The organism is Mesorhizobium yinganensis (assembly GCF_040081985.1).
In the GTDB taxonomy this organism is placed as follows: Bacteria; Pseudomonadota; Alphaproteobacteria; order Rhizobiales; family Rhizobiaceae; genus Kumtagia; species Kumtagia yinganensis.
The window spans coordinates 1-21,706 of sequence record NZ_JBEBMH010000028.1; the positions used below are offsets into that span (position 1 = coordinate 1).

A 21,706-nucleotide genomic window follows, 5' to 3' on the forward strand; every position below is an offset into this window, starting at 1 on the left:
TCCAAATCATGCCTTCGAAGTAGAGCCGGTTGTCTTGTGCCGGCCGACACCCGCGTCCGCGCTCAGGCGGCAGCAAAGGCCCGATCAGCGCCCATTCCTCGTCCGTCAGTCCAACGCGTTCGCCCAAGGCTCCCTCCAAAAAGAAGCCTTGAATCAAAACCGGATTCCTCAGTCAACGTTTGTCCACGAGCGCTAGACATCACAGGATGGACGGATCGCGTTAAGCTGATCGACGCGAAATTCGACGGGGTGTGCGAGCTTCCGGTGATCGGCGTGATCGAGACACCAGCCGCCGCGCTGATCCGGCCGGATGGGCATGCGGTCTGGGTCGGGAAGGGAGACACTGGGGGTCTCACTGACGCGCTTGGAGCCTGGTTCGGCAAAGCTGTTATGGAATAGAATGGGGGCTGCGGAAGTCTTAACTGGAAGCCGTGCCACAGATGACTTCCAAGTAGAAGTCTAGTGGAAGTGAGTGAAGCCGCCCGCGAACCAAGGTGGCGGTCGCATTCAATCTCGCGATCGGGTGTAGGCACAAGTCGGGTGGCAGCGCCGATCGCTCCGCCGCTAGACACCACCTTGGCGCCGCGCCGGTTGCTGGTCGTTTTCGTGGCACCAATGTGGTCCTTTCGTTCGACGGAACTATCGCCGATCACAACGACAGCTGGGTGTGCGGGGAACGATCGCTTTGGGAAGCCGTCGGTGAGCTTGGAAGGACAGAGGTAAGGTCTTCGGCCCCATTTCAGCCATGCATGGGTCCGTACGCGTGCCGGGATCGTCGATTTCATGAGGTCAAATGCCGCCGACCCGAAAGCTGATTTCCGCGAGCTTTTTCTGCACCTGATCTTCACGATCCTCGTTTCGAACAAGGACGACCATTTAAAGAATCACGGTTTCTCTATGTAGGAGCCGGCCATTGGCGATTGGCTCCGGTTTTCGATGTGAACCCCGCGCCGGATCGCAATCCGCATCTCGAAACGGCAATCATGGAGCGTGGCGCGCATGACCGGTCGATCCGTCTGGCGCTGGAGGCCTGCGAGTTTTTCGAGGTCAACAAACCCGACGCTCGCCAAATGATCCGCGACGCGGCGCGGCGTATTTCCGATGGATGGCTCGAGACGCTTCAACAGGTGGGCGTTTCCAGCTCCTGGCGCCAAATACGAAACCGCCTTTCTAAATGACCAGACCGACACTTTTCTTCGGTTGGAGAGGCTCGATGTGGCAAAGGCGGGAGCCTATATATGAGCGAGTTTGGCAATTATAGTGCAATCGGTTACTTATCAACATATTGCTGCTGTCGATAGATGGTTGACGGTGTTTTAAATTTCAATTGTGGAAAAAGATGTTGAATATCAATATTTAAGGCATCTCGTGATCGCAAAATCCGATTGAGACATGCGTCTCATGCCATCAGGGCCGGTACCTCATAAGTCCATACCCGAAACCCCTTCAGGATGTGCGGGCCGAAGGAGTTGACGAGTGGTATGTCGGTCGCATCGCGGCCGCGTGCTACCACGATCCTGCCGATCCGAGGGACGTTGTTGCGAGGATCGAAGGTGTGCCATTCGCCATCGAGGAAAACCTCCATCCAGGCGCTGAAATCCATCGGATCGACGACCGGGACGCCGATGTCACCGAGGTGACCGTTGACGTAGCGAGCGGGGATGTTGAGGCATCGGCAAAACGCGACCGCCAGATGCGCGAAGTCGCGGCACACACCGACGCGCTCGTTGAATGTCTCGAAAGCCGTCCGCGTCGAACGGGCCTGCATGTAGTCGAAGCGTATGTGGTTGTGGACGAAGTCGCAGATCGCCTGCACGCGACCCCAGCCGGGCTGGATCGTGCCGAACAGGTCCCACGCAATCTGGCTGAGGCGGTCAGTCTCGCAGTAGCGGCTTCCCATCAGGTAGACGAGGCAATCGTCCGGCAGTTCCGGAACCGCGAGTTCGCGTGCGTCAGGCAGCACCCTGTCCAGCTGTCCGTTATCCCAGATGGTTGCATCGCCCCACATGGTCAGGTCGCCAGCAGGCGCGACCAGCCTCCGGCAGCGGTTGCCGAAGAGATCGCGGTAGGTCGATACGGGCACGTCGGGTGTGGTGAATGTCGTCTCCGGGACCCTGATGTCAGCGGCACGGTGCTCGTGGACCGAGAGCAGACACACCAGGGCAGTCGGCTGCTGGCAGGTCAACGTGATCTCGTAGCCATAGCGGATCAGCATTGACTTGTGCCTCTACCGGAAATCGGCAGCGGTCAGCGTATAGGTGGTACGGCGGCCATGGGAATAGGCCTCGCGCGCGACATCGTGAATCGAACTGCGCGCCGTATCGAAAGCCGTCAGGGAATCGGCTTCGGACAATTGCGTCTTGCCAGGCTTTGCCAGCGCTGCGGTCTCTACAAAGAACGGCACCTCGAACATACCATCATGTCCGATGAAGCGAACGGCGTTGCGCACTTCGTCGAAGCTGCGGCTCGGATTGGGAAATTCGAGCGTCACCCTCGGCATTCCTCTGCCGTACGTGGTGCGGTCCGGATGCCTGGGCTGCCTCCATCTCGGCGGCTCGCTTCGTTGCGGCGATTGAGCGACAGCATGCCGTCGGTCGCAACCCGCTGGGTTAGCCCGATCATCGTATTGCCGTCGATGCGGGCCGGAACCCCCGTGAAGACATGGTAGACGGTCCAGGAGCGATCCGCCTCAACACGGCGGCCATAGTGAAGATCCGGGGAGTCACGGCCGTGCGCACCGCCCTCGTTTTCCCATCTATCGATGGCGAAGTCCGCGGTCTTGCGTGTCTGCTCCGGGTTGCTGTTGGGGGCGTTCATGGTCGTGTCCTTTCTCCGTTCGGCACGTCGGCTTCGAGCGCGCCGGCATAGATCCCGCGCCGGCCCCATCGGTAATCGTCATGGCGTTGGGTCGTTGCGGCATGTTGAGCGATTGCATCGCGTTTCTTCCTTGCCCCGCAGGAGGCATCACGGATTCAGTTCTTGCCCTTGCCCCGCGGCGCGTTGGCGTTCGCAGCAGGCTTGATCTGGTTACCGAACGCGCCTTCAGGCTTTGGTGGGGCCTTGTCCTGTTTTGGCTTTCTGATCTCGCGATTGCTTCGTTTCTGGCCTTTAGCCATGTCCGAACGTCCTTTCCATGAGAGTTGCGCCACTGCCGGATTGCGACATGTCGACGGGCTCGAGGCTGTCCTGCGTCGTCACCCGCTCATGCCGCTCGTCGTCATTGCGAATGCGATATTGCAGCGAATCTCCCCGTGCCGGCAGAGTACCGGTGATGTGGTAGATATCAGCGGGCAATGCTGGCTTCACGAAGCTGCCCTTGAGCCGGACAGCTTGTCCAATCGTGAAGAGATGGGCAGGAGCTTCCTGCCGCGCGGACCGGACTGTGCGCCGGATGGGACTTGTCGATATCATGACTGTTGGTGATCCTTTTCGAGGGCGGCGTCGAGATCTGCAAGATCAATCGGCGCCATCTGATGTGTCTGGCCATCAATGCCGATGGCGGGCAGGTGAACAAAGGCGCCGACTCGTCTCCAGGCGAGGCGAGAGGATACCTCCAACAACTCTTCATCCTGGTCCACGCGATAGTCGCCGGCAGGCTGCGCGGTCTCGAAGCCGGGTAGCATAAAGGGTGCGGAGAACCGGACGATCGTCTGCGTGGTGCGCGTTGTCATGGTCGATACCTCCGCAGAAGAGCGCCATCGCGCCTCCCGCATCTTCCCCATTCGAACCGGAACGAACTCCCGTGCTGCCAGTACATCCGTGGTCAGCGGCGGGTTCATTCCTGGGTTCGAACAGAGCGATATGCACGCCGGGGTCGGCGCTTGATGCATTCGCTATCGAGAATTCGGTGGTGAATGGCGGGTCTCTGACACCGCAATAAGCCAAGTCGGCCAAATCAACGAGATTTATATATGGGCTTTACCCGCCACTTAAGCAAGGAGCACGCCGATTTTATTTCGTAGCGGGTTGAATAATGGCTCATCCATAAAAATAAAAATCCTTGAAAAGGCAGGAAATTCGTATTGAAAACAACAAATATCGGATCGATAGAAGCGATGTAATTTTCCCAAAGCCCCGATTCTTCATAGAATTACATTTAGCACTCCTATCATTCGAGTGCCAAAGTCGCTATGTATCTGAAGTGGTCGCCCTATGCGCCGACCCCAGAAAGAACTTTCATGAAATTCCGGCCACTCCACGACCGCGTCGTCATCCGACGCGCGGAAGGCGATCTCAAATCCAAGGGCGGCATCATCATCCCCGACACCGCGAAGGAAATGCCGCAGGAAGGCGAGGTGATCGCCGTCGGCCCCGGTTCCCGCGACGAAAGCGGCAAGCTGGTTCCCCTGGATGTGAAGGCGGGCGATTTCATCCTGTTCGGCAAATGGTGCGGCACCGAGGTCAGGATCGACGGCAAAGACCTTCTGATCATGAAGGAGGCCGACATCATGGGCATCGTCGAGAAGACCGAAGTTGCAACGAAGAAAGCCGCCTGACCGGTCGCTTTCCAATCACAAAATCCTAAGACCGAACTGGACAAACACCATGTCTGCCAAGGAAATCAAATTTTCAACCGACGCTCGCGACCGCATGCTGCGCGGCGTCGAACTGCTCAACAACGCCGTCAAGGTGACGCTCGGGCCGAAGGGCCGCAACGTCGTCATCGACAAGTCGTTCGGCGCGCCCCGCATCACCAAGGACGGCGTCACCGTTGCCAAGGAGATCGAGCTTGCCGACAAATTCGAGAACATGGGCGCGCAGATGGTGCGCGAGGTGGCCTCGAAGACCAACGATCTCGCGGGCGACGGTACCACCACCGCGACCGTGCTCGCCGCCTCGATCCTGCGCGAGGGCGCCAAGCTGGTCGCCGCCGGCATGAACCCTATGGACTTGAAACGTGGCATCGATTTCGGCGTCGCCGCCGTAGTCAAGGAAATCCAAGCGCGTGCGAAGAAGGTCAAGTCTTCGGGCGAGATCGCCCAGGTCGGAACCATCGCCGCCAATGGCGACACGTCGGTCGGCGAGATGATCGCCAAGGCAATGGACAAGGTCGGGAATGAAGGCGTCATAACCGTCGAGGAAGCCAAGACCGCCGATACCGAACTCGACGTGGTCGAAGGCATGCAGTTCGACCGCGGCTACCTTTCCCCCTACTTCGTCACCAATGCCGAGAAGATGCGCGCGGAGCTGGAGGACCCCTACATCCTGATCCACGAAAAGAAGCTCGGCAATTTGCAGGCGATACTGCCGATCCTAGAAGCGGTGGTGCAGAGCGGCAAGCCGCTGCTGATCATCTCCGAGGATGTCGAGGGCGAGGCGCTCGCCACGCTCGTCGTCAACAAGTTGCGCGGCGGCTTGAAGGTCGCGGCCGTCAAGGCTCCCGGCTTCGGCGACCGTCGCAAGGCCATGCTCGAGGATATCGCCGTGCTGACCGCCGGCCAACTGATCTCCGAGGATCTCGGGATCAAGCTGGAGAACGTCACGCTCGACATGCTCGGGCGAGCAAAGCGCGTGGTCATCGAGAAGGATACGACCACGGTCATCGACGGTTCCGGCGACAAGGCCGGTATCGCCGCGCGCATCAGCCAGATCAAGGCGCAGATCGAGGAAACGACTTCCGACTATGACAAGGAGAAGCTGCAGGAGCGGCTGGCGAAGCTTGCCGGCGGCGTCGCCGTGATCCGCGTCGGCGGCGCGACCGAGACCGAGGTCAAGGAGAAGAAGGACCGCATCGACGACGCGCTCAACGCTACGCGAGCGGCTGTCGAGGAAGGCACCGTGCCGGGCGGCGGCGTGGCGCTGCTGCGCGCCAGGACCGCGCTGGCCTCGCTGACAGGTGACAATGCCGACATAACCGCAGGCATCTCCATCGTGCTTAGGGCGCTTGAGGCTCCGATCCGGCAGATCGCCGAGAATGCCGGCGTCGAAGGCTCGATCGTGGTCGGCAAGCTGACGGACAGCAAGGACCGCAACCAAGGTTTTGATGCGCAGACCGAAACCTATGTCGATATGATCAAGGCCGGCATCGTCGATCCTGCCAAGGTCGTGAGAACTGCCCTGCAGGATGCGGGCTCGATCGCAGCGCTCCTGATCACCGCCGAGGCGATGATCGCCGACATTCCCGCGAAGGAATCCACCCCGTCGGCCGGCAACGGCGGCATGGGATACTGAAAGCAGTGCTTGAACCGTTCGGCCGGCGCGGCCGGACAAAGCAATCCTCACCACAATCTGGAAGGAAGAGCTCCATGGCTACACAGAGCACGACGAAACCATCTTTCTCCCGTCGGTGGGAAGACTATCAGCCTTCGAAGACCATGCTGGTCTGGGCATGCATCGCGGCGGTGATCGCCACGATCGTCGTCGGCTTCAGCTGGGGCGGCTGGGTCACCGGCGGCACTTCGCAAAATATGGCGAAAGCGGCTGGCGACACGGCGCGCGGAGAGCTGGCATCCGCCATATGCGTTGAACGGTTCAACGCGGCGCCGGATTCCGCAGCGAAACTTGCCGAGTTCAAGGCGATACCGGACAGCTTCAAGAAGCGGCAGTTCGTTGAAGCCGGTGGCTGGGCGACGATGCCGGGACAGACATCGCCCGACAGGCTGGGTGCGCAGGCATGCGCCACCGCTCTTTCCGCTTGAGGCCAAGCCGATTTCCAAACGGCGCTCGGGCAAACGCCGGAGCGCTTCAATCCGCTGACCAAAGGAGCGTGAACCATGATCTCGTTTGTGAAAAAGCCGGATCCGCAGCAACCGGCTGAGCACGTCGACGACAATCGCTACGAGCAGATCCGGAAGGCGGCGGCTGAACGGCATCGCAAGTCGGATACCGACGGCACGCGCCGTCGAGCCCGCCAGACAGCCGAGGACAACCGCCTCATATGAGAGAGCTGCGGCGACCATCCCGCGCACAGGTCAAGGTGCCCGCTGCTTGCCGGCGAGGCTTTGGGTAGCGGGTGAAGGACATTGAGCATCGTGAGCCCTTCAAGCAGAGCCCAATCGGCGTGGATGTCGATTGGGAATTCCGCTGCTGCTTGCCGTGATCATCGAACCGTTGGAGTCTGAATACTGTTGACGAACGTCCTTGCATCGATGTCCCAGAACGAAGTTGGCAAGCGTGCCTGGCCCAGGATCCTGTCCGAATATCGGAAACCTCACAGAGGCCGCAGCCTGTTCGAACTGGCGGTGACGCTTGTCCCGTTCGTGAGCCTTTGGGCGCTTGCGGCGATTGCTATCCACAATGGTTTCTGGTGGGGCGTCTTTTTGACCATCCCGGCCGCGGGCTTCCTGCTTCGCCTGTTCATGATCCAGCACGATTGCGGCCACGGTTCCTTTTTCGCCCACCGCACGGTGGATGACTGGACCGGCCGCGCGCTCGGCGTCCTCACGCTGACACCCTACGACTGCTGGCGCCGTGCGCATGCGGCCCACCATGCGTCTGCCGGCAATCTCGATGAGCGCGGCGTTGGCGACATCACGACGCTGACCGTGGCCGAATATCGGTCGCTGTCCAGCGCCCGTCGGCTCGCATACAGACTCTACCGCAACCCGATCGTGATGTTCGGCATTGGCCCGATCTGGCTTTTCCTGTTCAAGCAGAGACTGCCGTTCGGCATGATGCGCTCGGGCATGGAGCCCTGGGTCTCGACCATGGCGACCAACCTGGCGATCGTGGTTCTGGCGGCCGGCCTGATCTGGCTGGTCGGCCTGGGGCCGTTCATCCTGGTGCACCTGCCGATCGTTGCTTTGGCGGGATCGGCGGGGGTCTGGCTGTTCTATGTTCAGCATCAGTTCGAGGAAACACACTGGTCGCAAGGTCCGGAATGGCAATTCCAGGATGCCGCCTTGCACGGCTCTTCCTACTACGACCTGCCGTGGGCGCTGCAGTGGCTGACCGGCAATATCGGCATCCACCACGTCCATCATCTCTCTAGCCGGGTGCCCTATTATCGGCTGCCGGAAGTGCTCAGGGACTATCCGGAACTAAGCGCCATCGGCCGGATAACCATCGTCGAGAGCCTTCGCTGCGTGAAGCTGGTCCTGTGGGACGAGTTCAGCCGGCGCCTCATCTCGTTTCGTGAGGCACGCCAAGCAACACCACCAAGGTAGCGTCGGGCAACATCACGTTGCCATGAGTAGCAGCCTCCGCTGACAGAAATCCGATTATCGGCGTGGGATCGAAGCCGACCAGCGGCTATGAGGAAGGCGTTGACGGCCTGCAGCCTCGAAGCGAGGCAGTGAGAATCGTTCTAATCTTGGGTCTCAGTGAATCGTGCTCGCACCATCTGCAGGGTGAATACGATTCAGGATTGCGACCATCTCTTCGGCGTCACGCATCTGCATCCCGGTCGTCTGTCGGCTGCCGACTTCAGCCGGGCGTCCCGTGAAGGCATCGAAGACCGTCCAGGTCCCATCCGTGTCAATGCGTCGGGCGTAGCGACTGGTCGTCGGTTTGAGGCTGCTCATGATACCTTTCGACGGTAGCGATGCACGACGGGTCAGAAATTTCCACGGCTTGCGGCATGCCCAATGAATCAGTGCTGGCGCTCCTGCCGAAGCGCCTTTTCGACGCTGTTCTGCTCCTCGCCGTCGTCGGGGCGGTTCAATGTGACGGTGCAACGGATCAGGAAATTCCAGTTCGGGCCGTGCTCGATGATGAGATGCAAGTCGGTGATCTCCTCGAAATAGTGCTCGACGCTCTTCGGCCCTTCGTCGGTGCTATAGTCGATGACGGCCTTCCAGCGCTTGTCCGCATGCAAGGTGAAGACATTGCTCATGCGGAAATCCTGCGCCCGGCCGTCATCAGAAGGTGATGCTGGTCAGCACGATATAGAGAAGCGTGCCGGTCACGCTGCCGACCATGAGGACGAGCAGCCAAGCGGACGGATCGGCATTCAGCCGGGCGAGAAATCTCACGCGGCGGCCTCATCGTGTGGGTGGGGAAGGAGCCTGAGAGGAGCCGTCCCATTCTCGGCTTCCCACTCGCTCAGCGCAGTGCCGATGAACTTGCCCATCCTGCTCACGGGAATGCCTAGTTTCAATGCGCCGCCTGCCGTGAAGGCGGCCAGAAGGCCCGCCTCCTCGCTCACGCCATGCTGGAACTCCCTGACCAGCGGGGCGGCGAGGCGCTTCGCGTCGACGCTCCCGGCCGAGATCGCATTGCGTGTGCAGGCGTCTGCATGGACGCGCATGATCATGTTCATATCGGCCGATGTCAGATGCTGTTGCTGCTGGGGAACGGAAGACATGACGTCCTCCTTTCGCGGTCGGGGCAAGGGCACGATGGCCGCCCTCAACCGGCAGCGCCCTGAACGAAGCCGCCGACGCTTTGACCCTAGCAGCATTCGGCAGGTCGCGCGAGTGCTATAGCGAAGTTCGGGAATGGCGTGGCATAGAAGCCTTCATCCGGCGTGGCTTGTTTGCGAGTCCCGGGCTGGGTGACAGCTTTGCCTCGGCCTCCATCCGCGCCTGCCGCAGCCTGGCGGTCTTGGCCTCGCGGCGCTCGGCTTCCGCGCCGATGAGGGCGCGTGCCGCATGGTCCGTGATGTCGGCCTTGGTCTCGGCTTTGGACGACTTGGGTTTGAACAGCTCATGCTCTTTGATGGATTTTCGCATATCCGCCTCTTCACCAGAAAGCAAAAGGCCGGGCGAACCCGGCCTCTCCAATGCGCCTCGATGATCAGTGCCAGTACATCCGTGGTCAAGGATCAGAAGCGCAATCCCGTTACGCAGCCTGGAGGTTCTCGGCCGCGCTCTTGCCGTTGCGGTTGTCCTTCACGACGTCGAAGCTGACCTTCTGACCCTCGACCAGCGCATTCATGCCAGCCCCCTCCACGGCAGAGATATGGACGAACACGTCGGGCTGGCCGTTGCCGAGTTCAATGAAGCCGAAGCCCTTGGTCGAGTTGAAGAACTTCACGGTCCCAGTATTCATGACGATTTCCTTTCAATAACTCACAGAATATTGCTTTGCCGCGCAAGGTGCACGGCAAACGGTTCAGGTCGATTTTGAGAGGAAGATCGCAGAAGACGCTGTTTGCGCCAGAAACAAAGTTCGACAAGCAAGATCGATATTGGGAAAATAGGCGACAACGACGTTCGAAACAAGGCACACTCGCGAATAAACTTTTTGCCGCCGGAAAAGGAAGCCATTGCAGGAGACTCGAATTCCAGAAGCCCTCATTCGTAATGTGAGGTCGGCGGCGCTGACGCGACATGGATGATTGGCTGCAGCCCCTTGTAGAGCCTCACGGCAGCGGCCCGAACGGATGCGCGGGCGCCGTCGAACGCAGCGAGGCATGCATCTTCGCAGGACTTTTCAACCGGCTCTCAGACGCGCCGTGAGATTCAACTCTGAAACACCGGCAAGGCTGTCGTCAGTCTGCCAGGCCCCTGGTTCGGCCGGCTATGCGGAAGTTCCTGCTCTCGATGTCGATCACCTGTCCGCATCCGGAGCATTCGAGCTGCGTGTGGTTGCGGATCCAGTCGATGCTCTTACTGGTCTCATAGTCGCAGACAGGACAGATGACCCCGATCTCGTCCTCGCCATGGCCGGCCGGCATTGGAGTAACCCTCAGGAAGATGAGCGAAGCCTTGAAGCCGGTTCAACCGCCGTTAACGGTCGGCGCCCTGCCGGTCTACCAAGCGGCGAACCACAGACGGCACCATAGCCTTTATCACGAGAAAAGGCTATAAACGGACCACACTATCGTCGCCGTTCATGAATATATCCGCCGAGTCCGCGAAACATCGCACGGGCAGGTCGGCGATATGGCTCGCGCCGTTCGCCAAAAATGTCCGGCATCTTCCATCCGACAAGAGACTCTTTGCGATTGCCGCAAGTCGTGTTTCCAATTGCGGCCCGTCTCTGGCTCACGCATTCTAAGATCGATATCCCCATCGGCGGCGAGTTCGTCTCAGCGCGTCGCCGGCACGGAGATGTCTCCCCTACAATCTCACTGAAAGCCAACAATTGAAAAGCGACTATCAAAGGGACATCGACGCCATCGGGAAGATCGACGCAGTGCCGACCATCCTCGACGTGGTGTGCCGAACGACGGGAATGGGATTTGCGGCTGTAGCGCGCGTCACCGAGGATCGCTGGATCGCGTGCAGCGTGCTGGACCATATCGCGTTCGGCCTTCAGCCCGGCGGTGAGTTGAAGGTCGAAACCACCATCTGCCACGAGATTCGCCAGAGCGGAGATCCCGTCATCATCAACAACGTTGCCGAGGATCCCCTCTATTGCGGTCATCCGACGCCGGCGATGTATGGCTTCCAGAGCTATATCTCAATGCCGATCGTGCGCAAGGACGGCTCCTTCTTCGGGACGCTCTGCGCTATCGATCCGAAGCCGGCCAAGCTCAAGGATCCGGAAATCGTCGGCATGTTCAGGCTCTTTGCAGAACTGATCGCCGCCCATCTCGATTCCATCGATCAGATCGCCGTGAGCGAGCAATTGCTTGCACGGGAAAGGGCATTCGGCGCGATGCGGGAGAAGTTTATCGCCGTGCTCGGCCATGATCTGCGCAATCCGCTAGCCTCTATCGTCTCCGGAGCCAAGCTGCTGATGCGCAGGCATGAGGCGGAACCCGACAGCAGACACATCCTGCTGCTGATGCAGGGAAGCGTGCTACGCATGCGTGGTTTGATCGACAATATCGCGGACTTCGCGAGATCCCGACTGGGAGGCGGGCTGACGCTCGACCTGGAGGCGGATGCCGCTCTCCTCGAGCGAACGCTCGATCAGGTTGTCGACGAATTACGGACCGCGCACCCTGATCGGTCGATAATTGCCGAGGTCTCGGTGGACCAACCCGTGCCGCTGGACCACGGTCGCATCGCACAGCTTCTTTCCAATCTGATCGGCAACGCCCTGAGCTACGGGGACTTGGATAAGCCGGTCCGTGTGTCTGCAAAAGCGGATAACTCGGGTTTCGAACTCGCGGTGGAGAACAGCGGCACCCCAATTCGGGCAGACACTCTTGCAAACCTTTTCGAGCCCTTCGCGAGAGGCGAAGGTGGACGGAATGTCGAAGGTCTCGGCCTTGGGCTGTTCATCGCTTCCGAGATTGCGAAGGCCCATGGCGGAACCCTTGAAGTGACGTCGGGCGAAGTATCGACGAGATTTGTTCTGGATATCCGCGCAACACCGCCGGCTCGGAATAATTCCAGCCATCCGGAACCAAACGACTAAACGGGCGGTTCCCTCTACTTGCAGCGAGCTGCCATTCCCGATGCGCGGAGGCTTGGATGCAATTCTGCATCATATGGAGCCTCAGTGACCTCCCGCCCTGCAGCCAAGATACTCGTTGTCGAGGATGAGCCGCTCATCCGGATGGATCTGGTGGCATCGCTGGAAGATATGGGCTTTCCGGTTCTTGAAGCGGCCAATGCCACCGCGGCAATCGCGATGCTGGAATCTGATCCTGCCATTACGACAGTAATCACGGATGTGGACATGCCGGGGACCATGGACTGCCTCGCTTTGACCTTTCTGGTTCGGGACCGGTGGCCGCCTTGTCATCTCATTGTCGTGTCTGGCCATAGGAGACCGAACAAGTCCGATATGGCCGAAGGCAGCCGGTTCATCAGAAAACCGCTCACGACGCATGACCTTCACAGAGTGCTTGCCGAACTGGATGGCGGAAACTAGCGATCGCTTCCGAAAGCACACTACGGATCAGTTCATCCGCTTCAGAGCGCTCTCGCCGCACAGTGAACTCCATCGGCCAAAAGGACCGTCGGCCTTGTCCTGAGCGGGGCATTGGAACCTTTCCGTTTGCGGGACGCTATATGATGCGCTTCACGACCCCGTGAATGGCAGCGCACACAAGATGCGCACCAAAGGAAAACTCCCATGGCAAAAGAAAAGACGCTGGAAGATCTCTTCCACGATACGCTGAAGGACATCTACTACGCCGAGCGGAAGATCCTGAAGGCTCTTCCCAAGATGGTCCGCGCCGCATCTTCGCCTGAACTCAAGGCGGCGTTCGAGAAGCACAAGGACGAGACCGAGGGCCACGTCGATCGTCTGCAACAGGTCTTCGAGCTGATGGGCAAGCGGCCTCAGGGCAAGACCTGCGACGCGATCGAAGGCATCATCTCCGAAGGCGAGGAGATCATCGAAACCTTTAAGGGCACGGCAGCGATCGACGCCGGTCTCATCTCGTCGGCCCAGGCGGTCGAGCATTACGAGATCACGCGCTACGGCACGCTCAAACGCTGGGCCGAGGTGCTCGGCATGGCAGACGCCGCCAAGCTGCTCGACCAGACGCTCGGCGAGGAGTCCATGACCGACAAGGCCTTGACCGGCCTGGCGGACGCATCCGCCAACGAGATGGCCAAGGCCGCCTGACCCACATTCAGCCACCCGGCGCCACCGCGGTGGCTGGTTTCTTTCAGCTCTCATCTATCCGCTAGGAGACTATCATGGGTCGCGGCATTCTGCTCTGGCTGCTCGGGGTTCCGATTCCGATCATCATCCTTCTCGCTCTGTTCATGCGATAGGAGGACAATCATGGCTTCAACCATCCTGGCCACCGACGTGGCCGCCCCGGTCGAGTCGTCCTCATCAGCCGTCAGCTGGGGAGCTATAATTGCCGGCTCCTTCGCGGCCGCCACGCTCACCTTCATCCTGATGCTTCTTGGCTCCGGCCTTGGGCTCACGATGGTTTCACCATGGTCCAACACGGGCGCCAGCGTCACTACCTTCGCGGTCTCTACGGCCATCTGGCTCGTCATCGTGCAATGGCTGTCGTCCGGGCTCGGGGGCTACCTGACCGGCCGTCTTCGCACGAAATGGGTCGGCATCCATACCGACGAGACCTTCTTCCGCGACACCGCGCATGGCTTCATGGCCTGGGCGCTGGCGACCCTGTTGGTGGTCTTCGTGCTGGGCTCAGCACTCTCGTCGGCAATCGGCACAGGCGTTCAGGCTGCGTCCACAGTTGCCTCCGGAGCTGCGATGGGCGCCTCGGCGGGAGCATCCGCAAATGCCGGAGATGGCGGTGGAGCCGATGCGACCTCCTATTTCGTCGACTCCCTGTTCCGTACCACCGATGCTGCAAGACTGGCGGCGCCGGGAGCGGAAGGTGATACGGCCGCGGCCGCGCAGGCCTCGCGAATCCTCATCGCCAGCGCAGCGGCAGGCGAAATGTCGGCCGACGACAAGGTCTATCTTGGTCAACTCGTAGCGGCCCGCACGGGATTGTCTCAAGCCGATGCGACCGCGCGCGTCGATGCCGTCCTGGCCCAAGTCGAGCAGGCCAAGGCCACCGCGCAGGAAGCTACCGACACCGCACGCAAGGCCGGAGCGACATTCGCGCTGGTCGGCGCGCTGTCGTTGCTGATCGGCGCCTTTATCGCCAGTGCCGCCGCAGCGCTCGGCGGCAGGCAGCGTGACGATGACGAGATCGCCCACGTGACGACATCGCGATAGCCGGTTGTCGGCCGGGCCTGCTCGGCATGCTCGGCCAGCACCTATCTTCGATGGACCCCGGTGATCATTCGCCGGGTCCATGTTTTCCCTCATATCCTGGCGACCACGATGACGCGCAAGCTCGACCTGCGGACCGGCGTTCCTGTTTGGGAGGCCTACCGCGCTCCCCGCATACCGACGCAAAAGCTGACGCGAGACGTCACGTGCGACCTACTTGTGGTAGGGCTCGGCATCAGTGGCGCAATGCTGGTCGAGGCGTTGACCGCCCAGGGTCTCGAGGTCATCGGCGTCGATCGCCGTGGCAGCATGCTCGGCTCTACGCCGGCGACCACCGCTCTGGTGCAGTTCGAGATCGATCAACCGCTCTCTGGCCTCAGCCGGAAGATCGGAAAACCCGACGCCGAACAGGCGTGGAGACGATCGCGTCTGGCGGTAACCAACCTGCGCGGTCGTATCAGTGAACTCGGTATCGCCTGTGACATGACTGGAACCCAATCCTTGTATCTCGAAGGGAATGCTCTCGATCCCGGAGAATTGCGGCTGGAGGCGGAGGCCAGGTCCAACGCTGGAATACGTGCGAGCTATCTGACGCCCGCTGTTCTCAAGGAGAAGTTCGGCATCGACCGCAAGGGCGCAATTCTCAGCCATGACAATCTGGCCCTCGATCCGCGCAAGCTCACCGCCGGCTTTCTCGGCAAGGCGCTCGACCGAAAAGCCCGCTTCTACGCTCCCGTCGAGGTCGCAGGCCTTGCCATCGGGCCGACCGGCGTTCGCGCGGAAACCAAGGACGGGCCGGTGATCTCCGCCAGACATGTCGTGCTGGCGACGGGCTACGAATTCCTGGACATCGTTCCCTCCGACACCCATTCCGTCATTTCCACCTACGCCATCGCCACAAAGCCGCAGACGAGCGCGCTTTGGCCCGGTGCGGCTTTCGTCTGGGAGGCGTCCGATCCCTATCTCTACATGCGCGCGACCGCCGACGGACGGGTGATCTGCGGCGGCGAGGACGAGGATTTCGTCGACGAGGCGAAGCGGGACAATCTGCTCGCAGCCAAGACGCGGACGATTTCCACCAAGCTGAAGCATCTGTTTCCGCAGTTGGATACGACCGCTGAGTTCTCCTGGACCGGGTGCTTCGGCACCACCACGACGGGGTTGCCTTATATCGGGGAACTGCCCGGTCATCCCGGCATCTTCGCCGTCCAGGGCTATGGCGGCAACGGAATTACCTTTTCGCAGATCGCGTCGGAGATCATTGCAACCGCCATCGCCGGGCGTGACGATACGGACGCAAGGCTGTTCGCTTTTGGCCGCACAGGAATCGTGAGGAAGCTAGTGGATGCGGCAGGCAAGCTCATCGCTTGACGTCAGAAATCAAGTCCATCGAAGCACAGTCCTTGTTATTGTGCAGTGCAGCAACGATATTGCTGCGGGTGCGTTGCACCCATTGCCGTCCAATTCCGGGCGTCACAACAAGGACGGCCCACTTGCGAAAAATCTCCGACACAATCGCGCGGCTTGCCGCGCTTCAGGCCCGAAACGCAGCTTCGCGCGTGCACCTCGGCGCGCCCGACCGTCTTTCGGCGCTAACCGGCTTCGGCTCCAACCCCGGTGCCTTGAAGGCAAAATTCTATCTTCCTGATGACCTGCCGGAAGGTGCGCCGCTCGTCGTGGTGCTGCATGGCTGCACCCAGAGCGCGGCAGGATACGACCATCATTCAGGCTGGTCGCAACTTGCCGATGAAGCCGGGTTCGCGCTGCTCTATCCGGAACAGCAGCGAAGCAACAATCCAAACCTCTGCTTCAACTGGTTTCAGCCTGCCGATGTGAGGCGGGACGCCGGCGAGGCGCTTTCAATACGCCAGATGATCGAGGCGATGGTGAAGGCGCACGGGCTGGACCGGAAACGCATCTTCGTCACGGGCCTCTCTGCCGGTGGCGCCATGGCCGCGGCTATGCTTGCATCCTATCCTGATGTCTTCGCCGGTGGCGCAATCATCGCGGGGCTCGCCTACGGGAGCGCGTCGACGGTTCCGGAAGCCTTTGACCGCATGCGAGGTCATGGCAGCCCCTCGGACGAGGAGTTGCGGCGCATGCTGCGTGGCGCATCGTCTCATCGAGGGCCGTGGCCCAGGATATCGATCTGGCAGGGGACGAGCGACCAAACCGTCGCTGCTTCCAATGCCGAGACGATCGCCAGCCAGTGGTGGGGCGTCCACCAGATCCAAAACCCGCCTACGCACACTCGCGCCGAGGGCAAGAACACGCGGCAGGTCTGGTGCGATTCCAGCGGAGAGGTCGTGCTGGAGGTCAACATGATCGCCGGAATGGGCCATGGCACGCCGATCGACAAGAATGGCTACGGAACGCCGGGACCCTACATGCTGGATGTCGGCATCTCCTCGACGCAGGAGATCGCGCGGTTCTGGGAGATCGCGGACGGAGAGGCACGGACTTCTGCCGCGTCGAAGCGGCGGGACATCGTCGTCTATTCCCAGCCGCCCGTCGGTGCCCGATCCAATGCCGGACCAAGGATGCCGGCGCGATCTTCGGAGATATCGACGGCTCCGAAGCGGGAGGCGTCACCAGCGTCAGGTGTGCAGAAGATTATCGAGGACGCCTTGCGGACCGCCGGGCTGATGCGCTGATCGCTCTCCCGTATCGGAGCGTCTTAGCGAGGGAGCCAGCCTTGGCCAGCTCCCTCGGCCCTGCTCAGGCAACCGTCTAGAGCTTGACCGCCGCCTCTCGAGACCAGAGGCGGAGCTTTCGGCAGGACTCGATGAACCCGGCGATCGCCTTCGCATCGCCGAGACCGATCAGTCCCTCATCGGCGTCCGGATCGACGCCGGCTTTCCGCAACAGCGTCGCGGCGCCGGGCGTAAACCCGATGAACTTGCAATGGGCAAAGGCGTCGGCGACGAAGTCGCGCGCCGAGGCCTCGCCTGTGAGGCGTTCGGCACCTTCCTCGGAGAGGATCAGCGCCACGGCGTCGAACAGGACCGAAGGCCCGCCATCTATCATGTGCTTGGCGGGGATTGTAGTTCCGTCCGCCGCTTCGACACCGCCAACCCTTGGAGCGATGACTTCCATCGTCGCGCCTTCTTTCTCGATCGTGGTTCTGAGCTTCTTCAGAAGCGACGCGTCAGCGCCAGGGCTGACCAGCACTCCGATCTTGCGGCCCGCGAAACTATCCGATCCGTTCGCGAGGATGCTGAGCGCCGGTGACGGTTCGAGATCGTCGCGTGGCGCAACTGCGGCGTCCGCTGGCTTGGGTAGTTCCTTGATACCGAGTTTGTCGGCGACCGTTTCGGCCAGTCCTTCGTCGATGTTGAGGAGATGTGAAATCATTCGTTCGCGAATGACCGGCGTCTCCACCTTGCTCAATTCGAAGGTCAGCGCCATGGCGATATGTTTCTGCTCTGGCGCGGTCTGGCTGTTGAAGAACAGGCGCGCCTGGCTGTAGTGATCGGCAAAGCTTGCCGAGCGCAGCCGGACCTTCTGGCCATCCCTGGCTTCGGGAAATGACCGGAAGCCGCTCTGTGGCGATTCCCTTGCACCTTCGCCGAACGAGTTCGGCTGGTAGTTCACCCGCCCGACCGGATTGCGCATGGCCATGTGGCCGTCCTGCTGGAAATGGTGGAACGGACATTTCGGCGCATTGATCGGCAGGTGCGTGAAATTGGTCGAGCCGAGCCGTTTGATCTGCGTGTCGAGATAGGAGAAGTTGCGGCCCTGAAGGAGGGGATCGTTGGAGAAGTCGACGCCGGGCGGTACGTTTTGCGTCATGAACGCGACCTGCTCGGTCTCGGCAAAGAAGTTGTCCGGCATGCGGTCGAGAACCAGGCGGCCCACCGCGATCGGCTCGATCACCTCTTCGGGGATGAGCTTGGTCGGGTCGAGCACGTCGAAGTCGAAACTGTCGGCGAAGTCCTGATCGAAGAGTTGGACGCGCAATTCCCATTCGGGGAAATTGCCCGACTGGATCGCCTCCCAGAGGTCACGACGGTGGAAGTCCGGATCGGCACCGTTGATCTTCACCGCCTCGTTCCACACCACCGACTGCAGGCCGAGCTTGGGCTTCCAGTGGAACTTGACGAAGGTCGACTCATCCTTCGCGTTGAGGAAACGGAAGGTGTGCACCCCGAAACCTTCCATGAAGCGGAAGGAGCGCGGGATCGCCCGGTCGGACATGACCCACATGATCATGTGCATGGATTCCGGCGTCAGCGAGATGAAGTCCCAGAAAGTGTCGTGGGCGGATGCGGCCTGCGGAAAACCCCGGTCGGGCTCCGGCTTTACAGAGTGAATGATGTCGGGAAACTTGATGGCATCCTGGATAAAGAAAACTGGGATGTTGTTGCCGACGATGTCCCAGTTGCCCTCCTGCGTGTAGAACTTGACGGCGAAGCCGCGCACGTCGCGGGCGAGGTCGGCGGACCCTTCACTGCCGGCCACAGTGGAGAAGCGGACGAAGGCAGGGGTCTTCTCGCCGGCACGCTGGAAAATGTCAGCGCGCGTATATTTGGCGAGCGACTCATAGGTCTCGAAATACCCGTGCGCCCCGTAGCCGCGTGCATGCACCACCCGCTCCGGGATGCGCTCGTGGTCGAAGTGGAAAATCTTCTCGCGGAAGTGGAAGTCCTCGATCAGGGTCGGTCCGCGCTCGCCTATCTTTAAGGTGTTCTGGTCGTCGGCAACCGGAACGCCCTGAGCCGTCGTCAGGATAGGAGCATCGCCTTCCGCGATCTGGTGCAGCTCGCCGCCATTGCCGCGCTCAAGTTTCTGGTCATGGATCGTCGCGGGCGTGCCCGGCAACTGTCTAGCGCTCTTGGCCATGGAAATTCCTTTGAGAGAGATGTGCGCAATGCGCATCACTCTCAATGAAACGGCCGGCATCCGGTTCCTATAGTCTTGGAGATGCTTGAAAAGAATGGAACGGGCGTTCTCAATTTAGCAGCCCTCGGAGCGAGGACCAGAAAGGTCCGGTCGCTCCACGACGAAGAGCTATTCGGTCGATGCCTATGGAGTGACAGTGCGGGCTCCAACATGGCTGCGATCTGCGTTCTGGCCGATCGCAGCGATGCCGTCTATTGATCTTCTCATGAACCTGCGAATGGAGGCCTTTGCCTCGCGGCTTTCTGAAACGGATGACGACCTCCTCGATCTGGCCCAGAGGCAGACGTTCCGCTTCTTTTGGGAGGGCGCCCATCCGGTCAGCGGGCTTGCACGCGATCGCCAGAAAACCACCGGCGACCCTAATAACGACCTCGTCGCCATAGGCGGCTCGGGCTTCGGCGTCATGGCGGTGGTCGTCGGCGTCGAGCGCGGCTGGATCTCGCGCGACGATGCCGTGAGCCGGCTCGGCACGATCCTGTCATGCCTGGAACGGACACCGCGATATCATGGCATGTTCCCGCATTTCATAAACGGGCGGACCGGAGCGACCATTCCCTTCAGCCGCAAGGACGATGGCGGGGACGTGGTGGAAAGCGCGCTCCTGTTCCAGGGGCTTCTCTGCGTCCGCCAGTATTTCGACAGGGACAGCACCGCCGAACGAGACCTTCGTCATCTGATCGACCGGCTTTGGCTCGAAGCCGAGTGGGACTGGTACAGGCGGGACGGAGGAAACCATCTCTACTGGCACTGGAGCCCAAGGCACGGCTGGGCGATGAATCGGAAAATCGCCGGCTGGAACGAGGGTCTGCTGGCCTTTGTGCTTGCCGCCGGCGCGCCCGAAAATAAGATCGACGCCGACGTCTATCACGGGGGATTCGCGTCAGGGCCGGGTTTCCGCAATGGGCGAAGCTACCATGGCATCGAGCTGCCGCTCGGTATGGATCATGGCGGCCCGCTGTTCATCGCGCACTATTCCTTCTGCGGTCTCGACCCGCGAGGGCTCACGGATCGCCATGCCGACTACTGGCAGCAGAATGTTCGCCACACACGCATCAACTATGCGCACTGCGTCGCCAATCCACACGGCCATGCGGGATACGGGCCTGATTGCTGGGGGCTGACTTCCAGCCACGGCCCGAAGGGGTATGTCGCGCATGCGCCAGCCAGGGATTTCGGAGTGATCACGCCAAGCGCTGCGCTTTCGAGCCTTCCCTACGCGCCGGATGAGGCGCTGCGCGCGCTGCGCTATTTCCTGACGAGGCCGAAGCATCGCATGCAGGGTCGGTTCGGCTTCGTGGATGCGTTCTGCGAAAGCCGCGACTGGTATGCGCGCACCTATTTGGCGATCAATCAGGGACCGATCGTCATCATGATCGAGAATTTCCGCAGTGGCCTGCTCTGGAGCCTCTTCATGAGCGTTCCGGAAGTGCAAGCCGGTCTGCTAAGGCTAGGCTTCACAAGCCCGCATCTGTCGCAGGCTCGTAGTGCAATCGCTATGATTCCGGCCTGACCCTCACAGCGACATCCATGGCGAGGAAATCCCCTGGCGTGCCGATATAGCCGCCGACGATCGGCATGATCTGGCGATTGCTGCGGGCAACGGCGACCGGGATGAGGTTGGCGCCGCCGAGGCGGCGATGCGTAGGATCGAAGGCGATCCATCCAGCGCCGGGAAGATAGACCTCCGCCCACGCATGGGTCGATCCGGGGTCGTCAGCCCTTTGCTGCGGATCGAACAGATAGCCCGAGACGGCGCGGGCGCCGACGCTGAGATGACGGACCGCCTCGATGAACAGCGCGGCGATGTCCCGGCACGAGCCGCTTGCCAGCGCCAGCGTTTCCAGCGGCGCCTGCGTCCCTTCCTCGTCACGCACGCGATAGGCCACCGAGCCGAGGATGCCGGCATTGAGGTCTTTCAGCAGTGAAAGCGTGTCGGTCGACGCGCCGCTGACAAACGCGCGCGCCCATCCACCCATCCGTCCTTCCGGGTCACCATGTTCCGGAATGCGAAGCGCGCCCAGATCGGCTATATCGTCGGGGGAATAGGTGAACGGGAAGGAATGCGCCTCGGGCGCGATCCGGAATACCGGCCACGCCACCGCCGACTGCTCGACCGTGAACTCGCTTGTGATGACCAGTTCGCTGGCTGGCTGCGAGAAGATGCCGGTCGCGATCAGATTGCCGAAGACGTCCTGCGTCCATTCGAGTTCCGCGACGGGCGAGCAGGACAGCGAACTCGACAAAAGGGCGATGTCATGGCTACCGCGCGGGCGCAGAATCATCCGGTGCGGCTGGAGCACGACGGGACGTGCGTAGCGATAGGTCGTCCTATGATGGATCGCCAGTCTCATATATGCCGCCGGCCCCCATG

The 21,706-nt window shown here is 61.0% G+C and carries 28 protein-coding genes and 1 pseudogene; 15 read left to right on the forward strand and 14 right to left on the reverse strand.

The window, feature by feature from the left end; translation table 11 throughout:
• Window positions 1-36: 36 nt before the first annotated feature.
• The 3 genes from ABMA59_RS37320 (at window position 37) to ABMA59_RS29985 (ending at window position 1,178) form a co-directional block, all read left to right on the forward strand.
• Window positions 37-399 carry an aromatic-ring hydroxylase C-terminal domain-containing protein gene (locus ABMA59_RS37320; protein WP_425476004.1) on the forward strand — a complete coding sequence of 121 codons (363 nt, stop codon included), beginning with the start codon at window positions 37-39 and terminating at the stop codon, window positions 397-399.
• A gap of 372 nt (window positions 400-771) precedes the next feature.
• A complete protein-coding gene (locus ABMA59_RS29980) occupies window positions 772-903 on the forward strand; it encodes a HipA domain-containing protein (RefSeq protein WP_425476005.1) in 132 nt (43 codons plus the stop codon).
• 17 nt (window positions 904-920) lie between these two features.
• Window positions 921-1,178 carry a hypothetical protein gene (locus ABMA59_RS29985; RefSeq protein WP_349009050.1) on the forward strand — a complete coding sequence of 86 codons (258 nt, stop codon included), beginning with the start codon at window positions 921-923 and terminating at the stop codon, window positions 1,176-1,178.
• A 221-nt stretch (window positions 1,179-1,399) separates the two neighbouring features.
• On the opposite strand, the gene ABMA59_RS29990 is transcribed toward ABMA59_RS29985, so the two are convergent.
• From ABMA59_RS29990 to ABMA59_RS30015, 6 genes and pseudogenes are all read right to left on the reverse strand, one after another.
• The gene (locus ABMA59_RS29990; protein WP_349009051.1) at window positions 1,400-2,215 is read right to left on the reverse strand and encodes a transglutaminase-like domain-containing protein; all 816 of its coding nucleotides are present in this window, start codon (window positions 2,213-2,215) and stop codon (window positions 1,400-1,402) included.
• 12 nt (window positions 2,216-2,227) lie between these two features.
• On the reverse strand, window positions 2,228-2,491 hold the full coding sequence (locus ABMA59_RS29995; RefSeq protein ID WP_184698892.1) for a DUF1488 family protein: 264 nt from the start codon (window positions 2,489-2,491) through the stop codon (window positions 2,228-2,230).
• Window positions 2,488-2,817, reverse strand: coding sequence for a hypothetical protein (locus ABMA59_RS30000; protein ID WP_349009052.1), 330 nt, complete (start codon window positions 2,815-2,817; stop codon window positions 2,488-2,490). Before ABMA59_RS30000 ends, ABMA59_RS29995 begins: the two co-directional genes overlap by 4 nt.
• Window positions 2,818-2,972: 155 nt before the next feature.
• On the reverse strand, window positions 2,973-3,116 hold the full coding sequence (locus ABMA59_RS30005; RefSeq protein ID WP_349009053.1) for a hypothetical protein: 144 nt from the start codon (window positions 3,114-3,116) through the stop codon (window positions 2,973-2,975).
• Window positions 3,112-3,411 (reverse strand): annotated as a pseudogene (locus tag ABMA59_RS30010) (hypothetical protein); the annotation flags it as partial. The pseudogene ABMA59_RS30010 and the gene ABMA59_RS30005, both read right to left, overlap by 5 nt.
• Window positions 3,408-3,671 carry a hypothetical protein gene (locus ABMA59_RS30015; protein ID WP_349009129.1) on the reverse strand — a complete coding sequence of 88 codons (264 nt, stop codon included), beginning with the start codon at window positions 3,669-3,671 and terminating at the stop codon, window positions 3,408-3,410. The pseudogene ABMA59_RS30010 and the gene ABMA59_RS30015, both read right to left, overlap by 4 nt.
• Window positions 3,672-4,178: 507 nt before the next feature.
• Here ABMA59_RS30015 and ABMA59_RS30020 point away from each other — a divergent pair.
• From ABMA59_RS30020 to ABMA59_RS30040, 5 genes are all read left to right on the forward strand, one after another.
• Window positions 4,179-4,496, forward strand: coding sequence for a co-chaperone GroES (locus tag ABMA59_RS30020; RefSeq protein WP_349009055.1), 318 nt, complete (start codon window positions 4,179-4,181; stop codon window positions 4,494-4,496).
• A gap of 49 nt (window positions 4,497-4,545) precedes the next feature.
• Window positions 4,546-6,171, forward strand: a complete 1,626-nt coding sequence (gene groL / locus ABMA59_RS30025; protein WP_349009056.1) for a chaperonin GroEL — start codon at window positions 4,546-4,548, stop codon at window positions 6,169-6,171.
• A 74-nt stretch (window positions 6,172-6,245) separates the two neighbouring features.
• The gene (locus ABMA59_RS30030; protein ID WP_202314649.1) at window positions 6,246-6,638 is read left to right on the forward strand and encodes a hypothetical protein; all 393 of its coding nucleotides are present in this window, start codon (window positions 6,246-6,248) and stop codon (window positions 6,636-6,638) included.
• A gap of 75 nt (window positions 6,639-6,713) precedes the next feature.
• Window positions 6,714-6,881: a hypothetical protein gene (locus ABMA59_RS30035; protein WP_349009057.1), complete on the forward strand. Its 168-nt coding sequence runs from the start codon at window positions 6,714-6,716 to the stop codon at window positions 6,879-6,881.
• Between the two features lie 207 nt (window positions 6,882-7,088).
• Window positions 7,089-8,105, forward strand: a complete 1,017-nt coding sequence (locus tag ABMA59_RS30040) for a fatty acid desaturase (protein WP_349009130.1) — start codon at window positions 7,089-7,091, stop codon at window positions 8,103-8,105.
• A 153-nt stretch (window positions 8,106-8,258) separates the two neighbouring features.
• Here ABMA59_RS30040 and ABMA59_RS30045 read toward each other — a convergent pair whose 3' ends face one another.
• The 6 genes from ABMA59_RS30045 to ABMA59_RS30070 form a co-directional block, all read right to left on the reverse strand.
• A complete protein-coding gene (locus ABMA59_RS30045) occupies window positions 8,259-8,462 on the reverse strand; it encodes a hypothetical protein (protein ID WP_349009058.1) in 204 nt (67 codons plus the stop codon).
• Between the two features lie 68 nt (window positions 8,463-8,530).
• Window positions 8,531-8,773: a hypothetical protein gene (locus tag ABMA59_RS30050; protein WP_349009059.1), complete on the reverse strand. Its 243-nt coding sequence runs from the start codon at window positions 8,771-8,773 to the stop codon at window positions 8,531-8,533.
• Window positions 8,774-8,908: 135 nt separating this feature from the next.
• Window positions 8,909-9,244: a hypothetical protein gene (locus ABMA59_RS30055; protein ID WP_349009060.1), complete on the reverse strand. Its 336-nt coding sequence runs from the start codon at window positions 9,242-9,244 to the stop codon at window positions 8,909-8,911.
• 115 nt (window positions 9,245-9,359) lie between these two features.
• Entirely contained in the window at window positions 9,360-9,662 is a 303-nt protein-coding gene (locus ABMA59_RS30060; protein WP_349009061.1) for a hypothetical protein, read from the reverse strand.
• A gap of 58 nt (window positions 9,663-9,720) precedes the next feature.
• A complete protein-coding gene (locus ABMA59_RS30065; RefSeq protein ID WP_349009062.1) occupies window positions 9,721-9,930 on the reverse strand; it encodes a cold-shock protein in 210 nt (69 codons plus the stop codon).
• Window positions 9,931-10,372: 442 nt separating this feature from the next.
• The gene (locus ABMA59_RS30070; RefSeq protein WP_349009063.1) at window positions 10,373-10,558 is read right to left on the reverse strand and encodes a hypothetical protein; all 186 of its coding nucleotides are present in this window, start codon (window positions 10,556-10,558) and stop codon (window positions 10,373-10,375) included.
• A 410-nt stretch (window positions 10,559-10,968) separates the two neighbouring features.
• Here ABMA59_RS30070 and ABMA59_RS30075 point away from each other — a divergent pair, with 410 nt between their 5' ends.
• From ABMA59_RS30075 to ABMA59_RS30100, 6 genes are all read left to right on the forward strand, one after another.
• A complete protein-coding gene (locus ABMA59_RS30075) occupies window positions 10,969-12,192 on the forward strand; it encodes a GAF domain-containing sensor histidine kinase (RefSeq protein WP_349009064.1) in 1,224 nt (407 codons plus the stop codon).
• Window positions 12,193-12,276: 84 nt separating this feature from the next.
• The gene (locus tag ABMA59_RS30080) at window positions 12,277-12,651 is read left to right on the forward strand and encodes a response regulator (protein WP_349009065.1); all 375 of its coding nucleotides are present in this window, start codon (window positions 12,277-12,279) and stop codon (window positions 12,649-12,651) included.
• Window positions 12,652-12,855: 204 nt separating this feature from the next.
• Complete coding sequence (locus tag ABMA59_RS30085) at window positions 12,856-13,353, forward strand: YciE/YciF ferroxidase family protein (protein ID WP_349009066.1); 498 nt, start codon at window positions 12,856-12,858, stop codon at window positions 13,351-13,353.
• Window positions 13,354-13,515: 162 nt separating this feature from the next.
• Window positions 13,516-14,436 (forward strand): hypothetical protein, encoded by a 921-nt coding sequence (locus tag ABMA59_RS30090; protein WP_349009067.1) that lies wholly within the window; start codon window positions 13,516-13,518, stop codon window positions 14,434-14,436.
• Between the two features lie 108 nt (window positions 14,437-14,544).
• Window positions 14,545-15,804: an NAD(P)/FAD-dependent oxidoreductase gene (locus ABMA59_RS30095; RefSeq protein ID WP_349009068.1), complete on the forward strand. Its 1,260-nt coding sequence runs from the start codon at window positions 14,545-14,547 to the stop codon at window positions 15,802-15,804.
• A gap of 122 nt (window positions 15,805-15,926) precedes the next feature.
• Window positions 15,927-17,087, forward strand: coding sequence for an extracellular catalytic domain type 1 short-chain-length polyhydroxyalkanoate depolymerase (locus ABMA59_RS30100; RefSeq protein ID WP_349009069.1), 1,161 nt, complete (start codon window positions 15,927-15,929; stop codon window positions 17,085-17,087).
• A 76-nt stretch (window positions 17,088-17,163) separates the two neighbouring features.
• On the opposite strand, the gene katE is transcribed toward ABMA59_RS30100, so the two are convergent.
• Window positions 17,164-19,275 (reverse strand): catalase, encoded by a 2,112-nt coding sequence (katE, locus tag ABMA59_RS30105; protein WP_349009070.1) that lies wholly within the window; start codon window positions 19,273-19,275, stop codon window positions 17,164-17,166.
• Between the two features lie 265 nt (window positions 19,276-19,540).
• Between katE and ABMA59_RS30110 the strand changes: the two genes are divergently transcribed.
• Complete coding sequence (locus ABMA59_RS30110; RefSeq protein WP_349009071.1) at window positions 19,541-20,845, forward strand: glucoamylase family protein; 1,305 nt, start codon at window positions 19,541-19,543, stop codon at window positions 20,843-20,845.
• Here ABMA59_RS30110 and ABMA59_RS30115 read toward each other — a convergent pair.
• Entirely contained in the window at window positions 20,829-21,686 is an 858-nt protein-coding gene (locus tag ABMA59_RS30115; RefSeq protein ID WP_349009072.1) for a transglutaminase family protein, read from the reverse strand. The two genes, ABMA59_RS30110 and ABMA59_RS30115, sit on opposite strands and share 17 nt — an antisense overlap.
• Window positions 21,687-21,706 lie beyond the last annotated feature (20 nt).

What these genes read in the sequence shown, in the direction of transcription:
- ABMA59_RS29990 (WP_349009051.1), bottom strand. Translation starts at nt 2,215, where the DNA reads ATGCTGATCCGCTATGGCTACGAGATCACGTTGACCTGCCAGCAGCCG.
- ABMA59_RS30000 (WP_349009052.1), bottom strand. Translation starts at nt 2,817, where the DNA reads ATGAACGCCCCCAACAGCAACCCGGAGCAGACACGCAAGACCGCGGAC.
- ABMA59_RS30005 (WP_349009053.1), bottom strand. Translation starts at nt 3,116, where the DNA reads ATGGCTAAAGGCCAGAAACGAAGCAATCGCGAGATCAGAAAGCCAAAA.
- ABMA59_RS30015 (WP_349009129.1), bottom strand. Translation starts at nt 3,671, where the DNA reads ATGACAACGCGCACCACGCAGACGATCGTCCGGTTCTCCGCACCCTTT.
- ABMA59_RS30020 (WP_349009055.1), top strand. Translation starts at nt 4,179, where the DNA reads ATGAAATTCCGGCCACTCCACGACCGCGTCGTCATCCGACGCGCGGAA.
- groL (WP_349009056.1), top strand. Translation starts at nt 4,546, where the DNA reads ATGTCTGCCAAGGAAATCAAATTTTCAACCGACGCTCGCGACCGCATG.
- ABMA59_RS30030 (WP_202314649.1), top strand. Translation starts at nt 6,246, where the DNA reads ATGGCTACACAGAGCACGACGAAACCATCTTTCTCCCGTCGGTGGGAA.
- ABMA59_RS30035 (WP_349009057.1), top strand. Translation starts at nt 6,714, where the DNA reads ATGATCTCGTTTGTGAAAAAGCCGGATCCGCAGCAACCGGCTGAGCAC.
- ABMA59_RS30040 (WP_349009130.1), top strand. Translation starts at nt 7,089, where the DNA reads ATGTCCCAGAACGAAGTTGGCAAGCGTGCCTGGCCCAGGATCCTGTCC.
- ABMA59_RS30045 (WP_349009058.1), bottom strand. Translation starts at nt 8,462, where the DNA reads ATGAGCAGCCTCAAACCGACGACCAGTCGCTACGCCCGACGCATTGAC.
- ABMA59_RS30050 (WP_349009059.1), bottom strand. Translation starts at nt 8,773, where the DNA reads ATGAGCAATGTCTTCACCTTGCATGCGGACAAGCGCTGGAAGGCCGTC.
- ABMA59_RS30055 (WP_349009060.1), bottom strand. Translation starts at nt 9,244, where the DNA reads ATGTCTTCCGTTCCCCAGCAGCAACAGCATCTGACATCGGCCGATATG.
- ABMA59_RS30065 (WP_349009062.1), bottom strand. Translation starts at nt 9,930, where the DNA reads ATGAATACTGGGACCGTGAAGTTCTTCAACTCGACCAAGGGCTTCGGC.
- ABMA59_RS30070 (WP_349009063.1), bottom strand. Translation starts at nt 10,558, where the DNA reads ATGCCGGCCGGCCATGGCGAGGACGAGATCGGGGTCATCTGTCCTGTC.
- ABMA59_RS30085 (WP_349009066.1), top strand. Translation starts at nt 12,856, where the DNA reads ATGGCAAAAGAAAAGACGCTGGAAGATCTCTTCCACGATACGCTGAAG.
- ABMA59_RS30090 (WP_349009067.1), top strand. Translation starts at nt 13,516, where the DNA reads ATGGCTTCAACCATCCTGGCCACCGACGTGGCCGCCCCGGTCGAGTCG.
- ABMA59_RS30095 (WP_349009068.1), top strand. Translation starts at nt 14,545, where the DNA reads ATGACGCGCAAGCTCGACCTGCGGACCGGCGTTCCTGTTTGGGAGGCC.
- katE (WP_349009070.1), bottom strand. Translation starts at nt 19,275, where the DNA reads ATGGCCAAGAGCGCTAGACAGTTGCCGGGCACGCCCGCGACGATCCAT.
- ABMA59_RS30110 (WP_349009071.1), top strand. Translation starts at nt 19,541, where the DNA reads ATGAACCTGCGAATGGAGGCCTTTGCCTCGCGGCTTTCTGAAACGGAT.
- ABMA59_RS30115 (WP_349009072.1), bottom strand. Translation starts at nt 21,686, where the DNA reads ATGAGACTGGCGATCCATCATAGGACGACCTATCGCTACGCACGTCCC.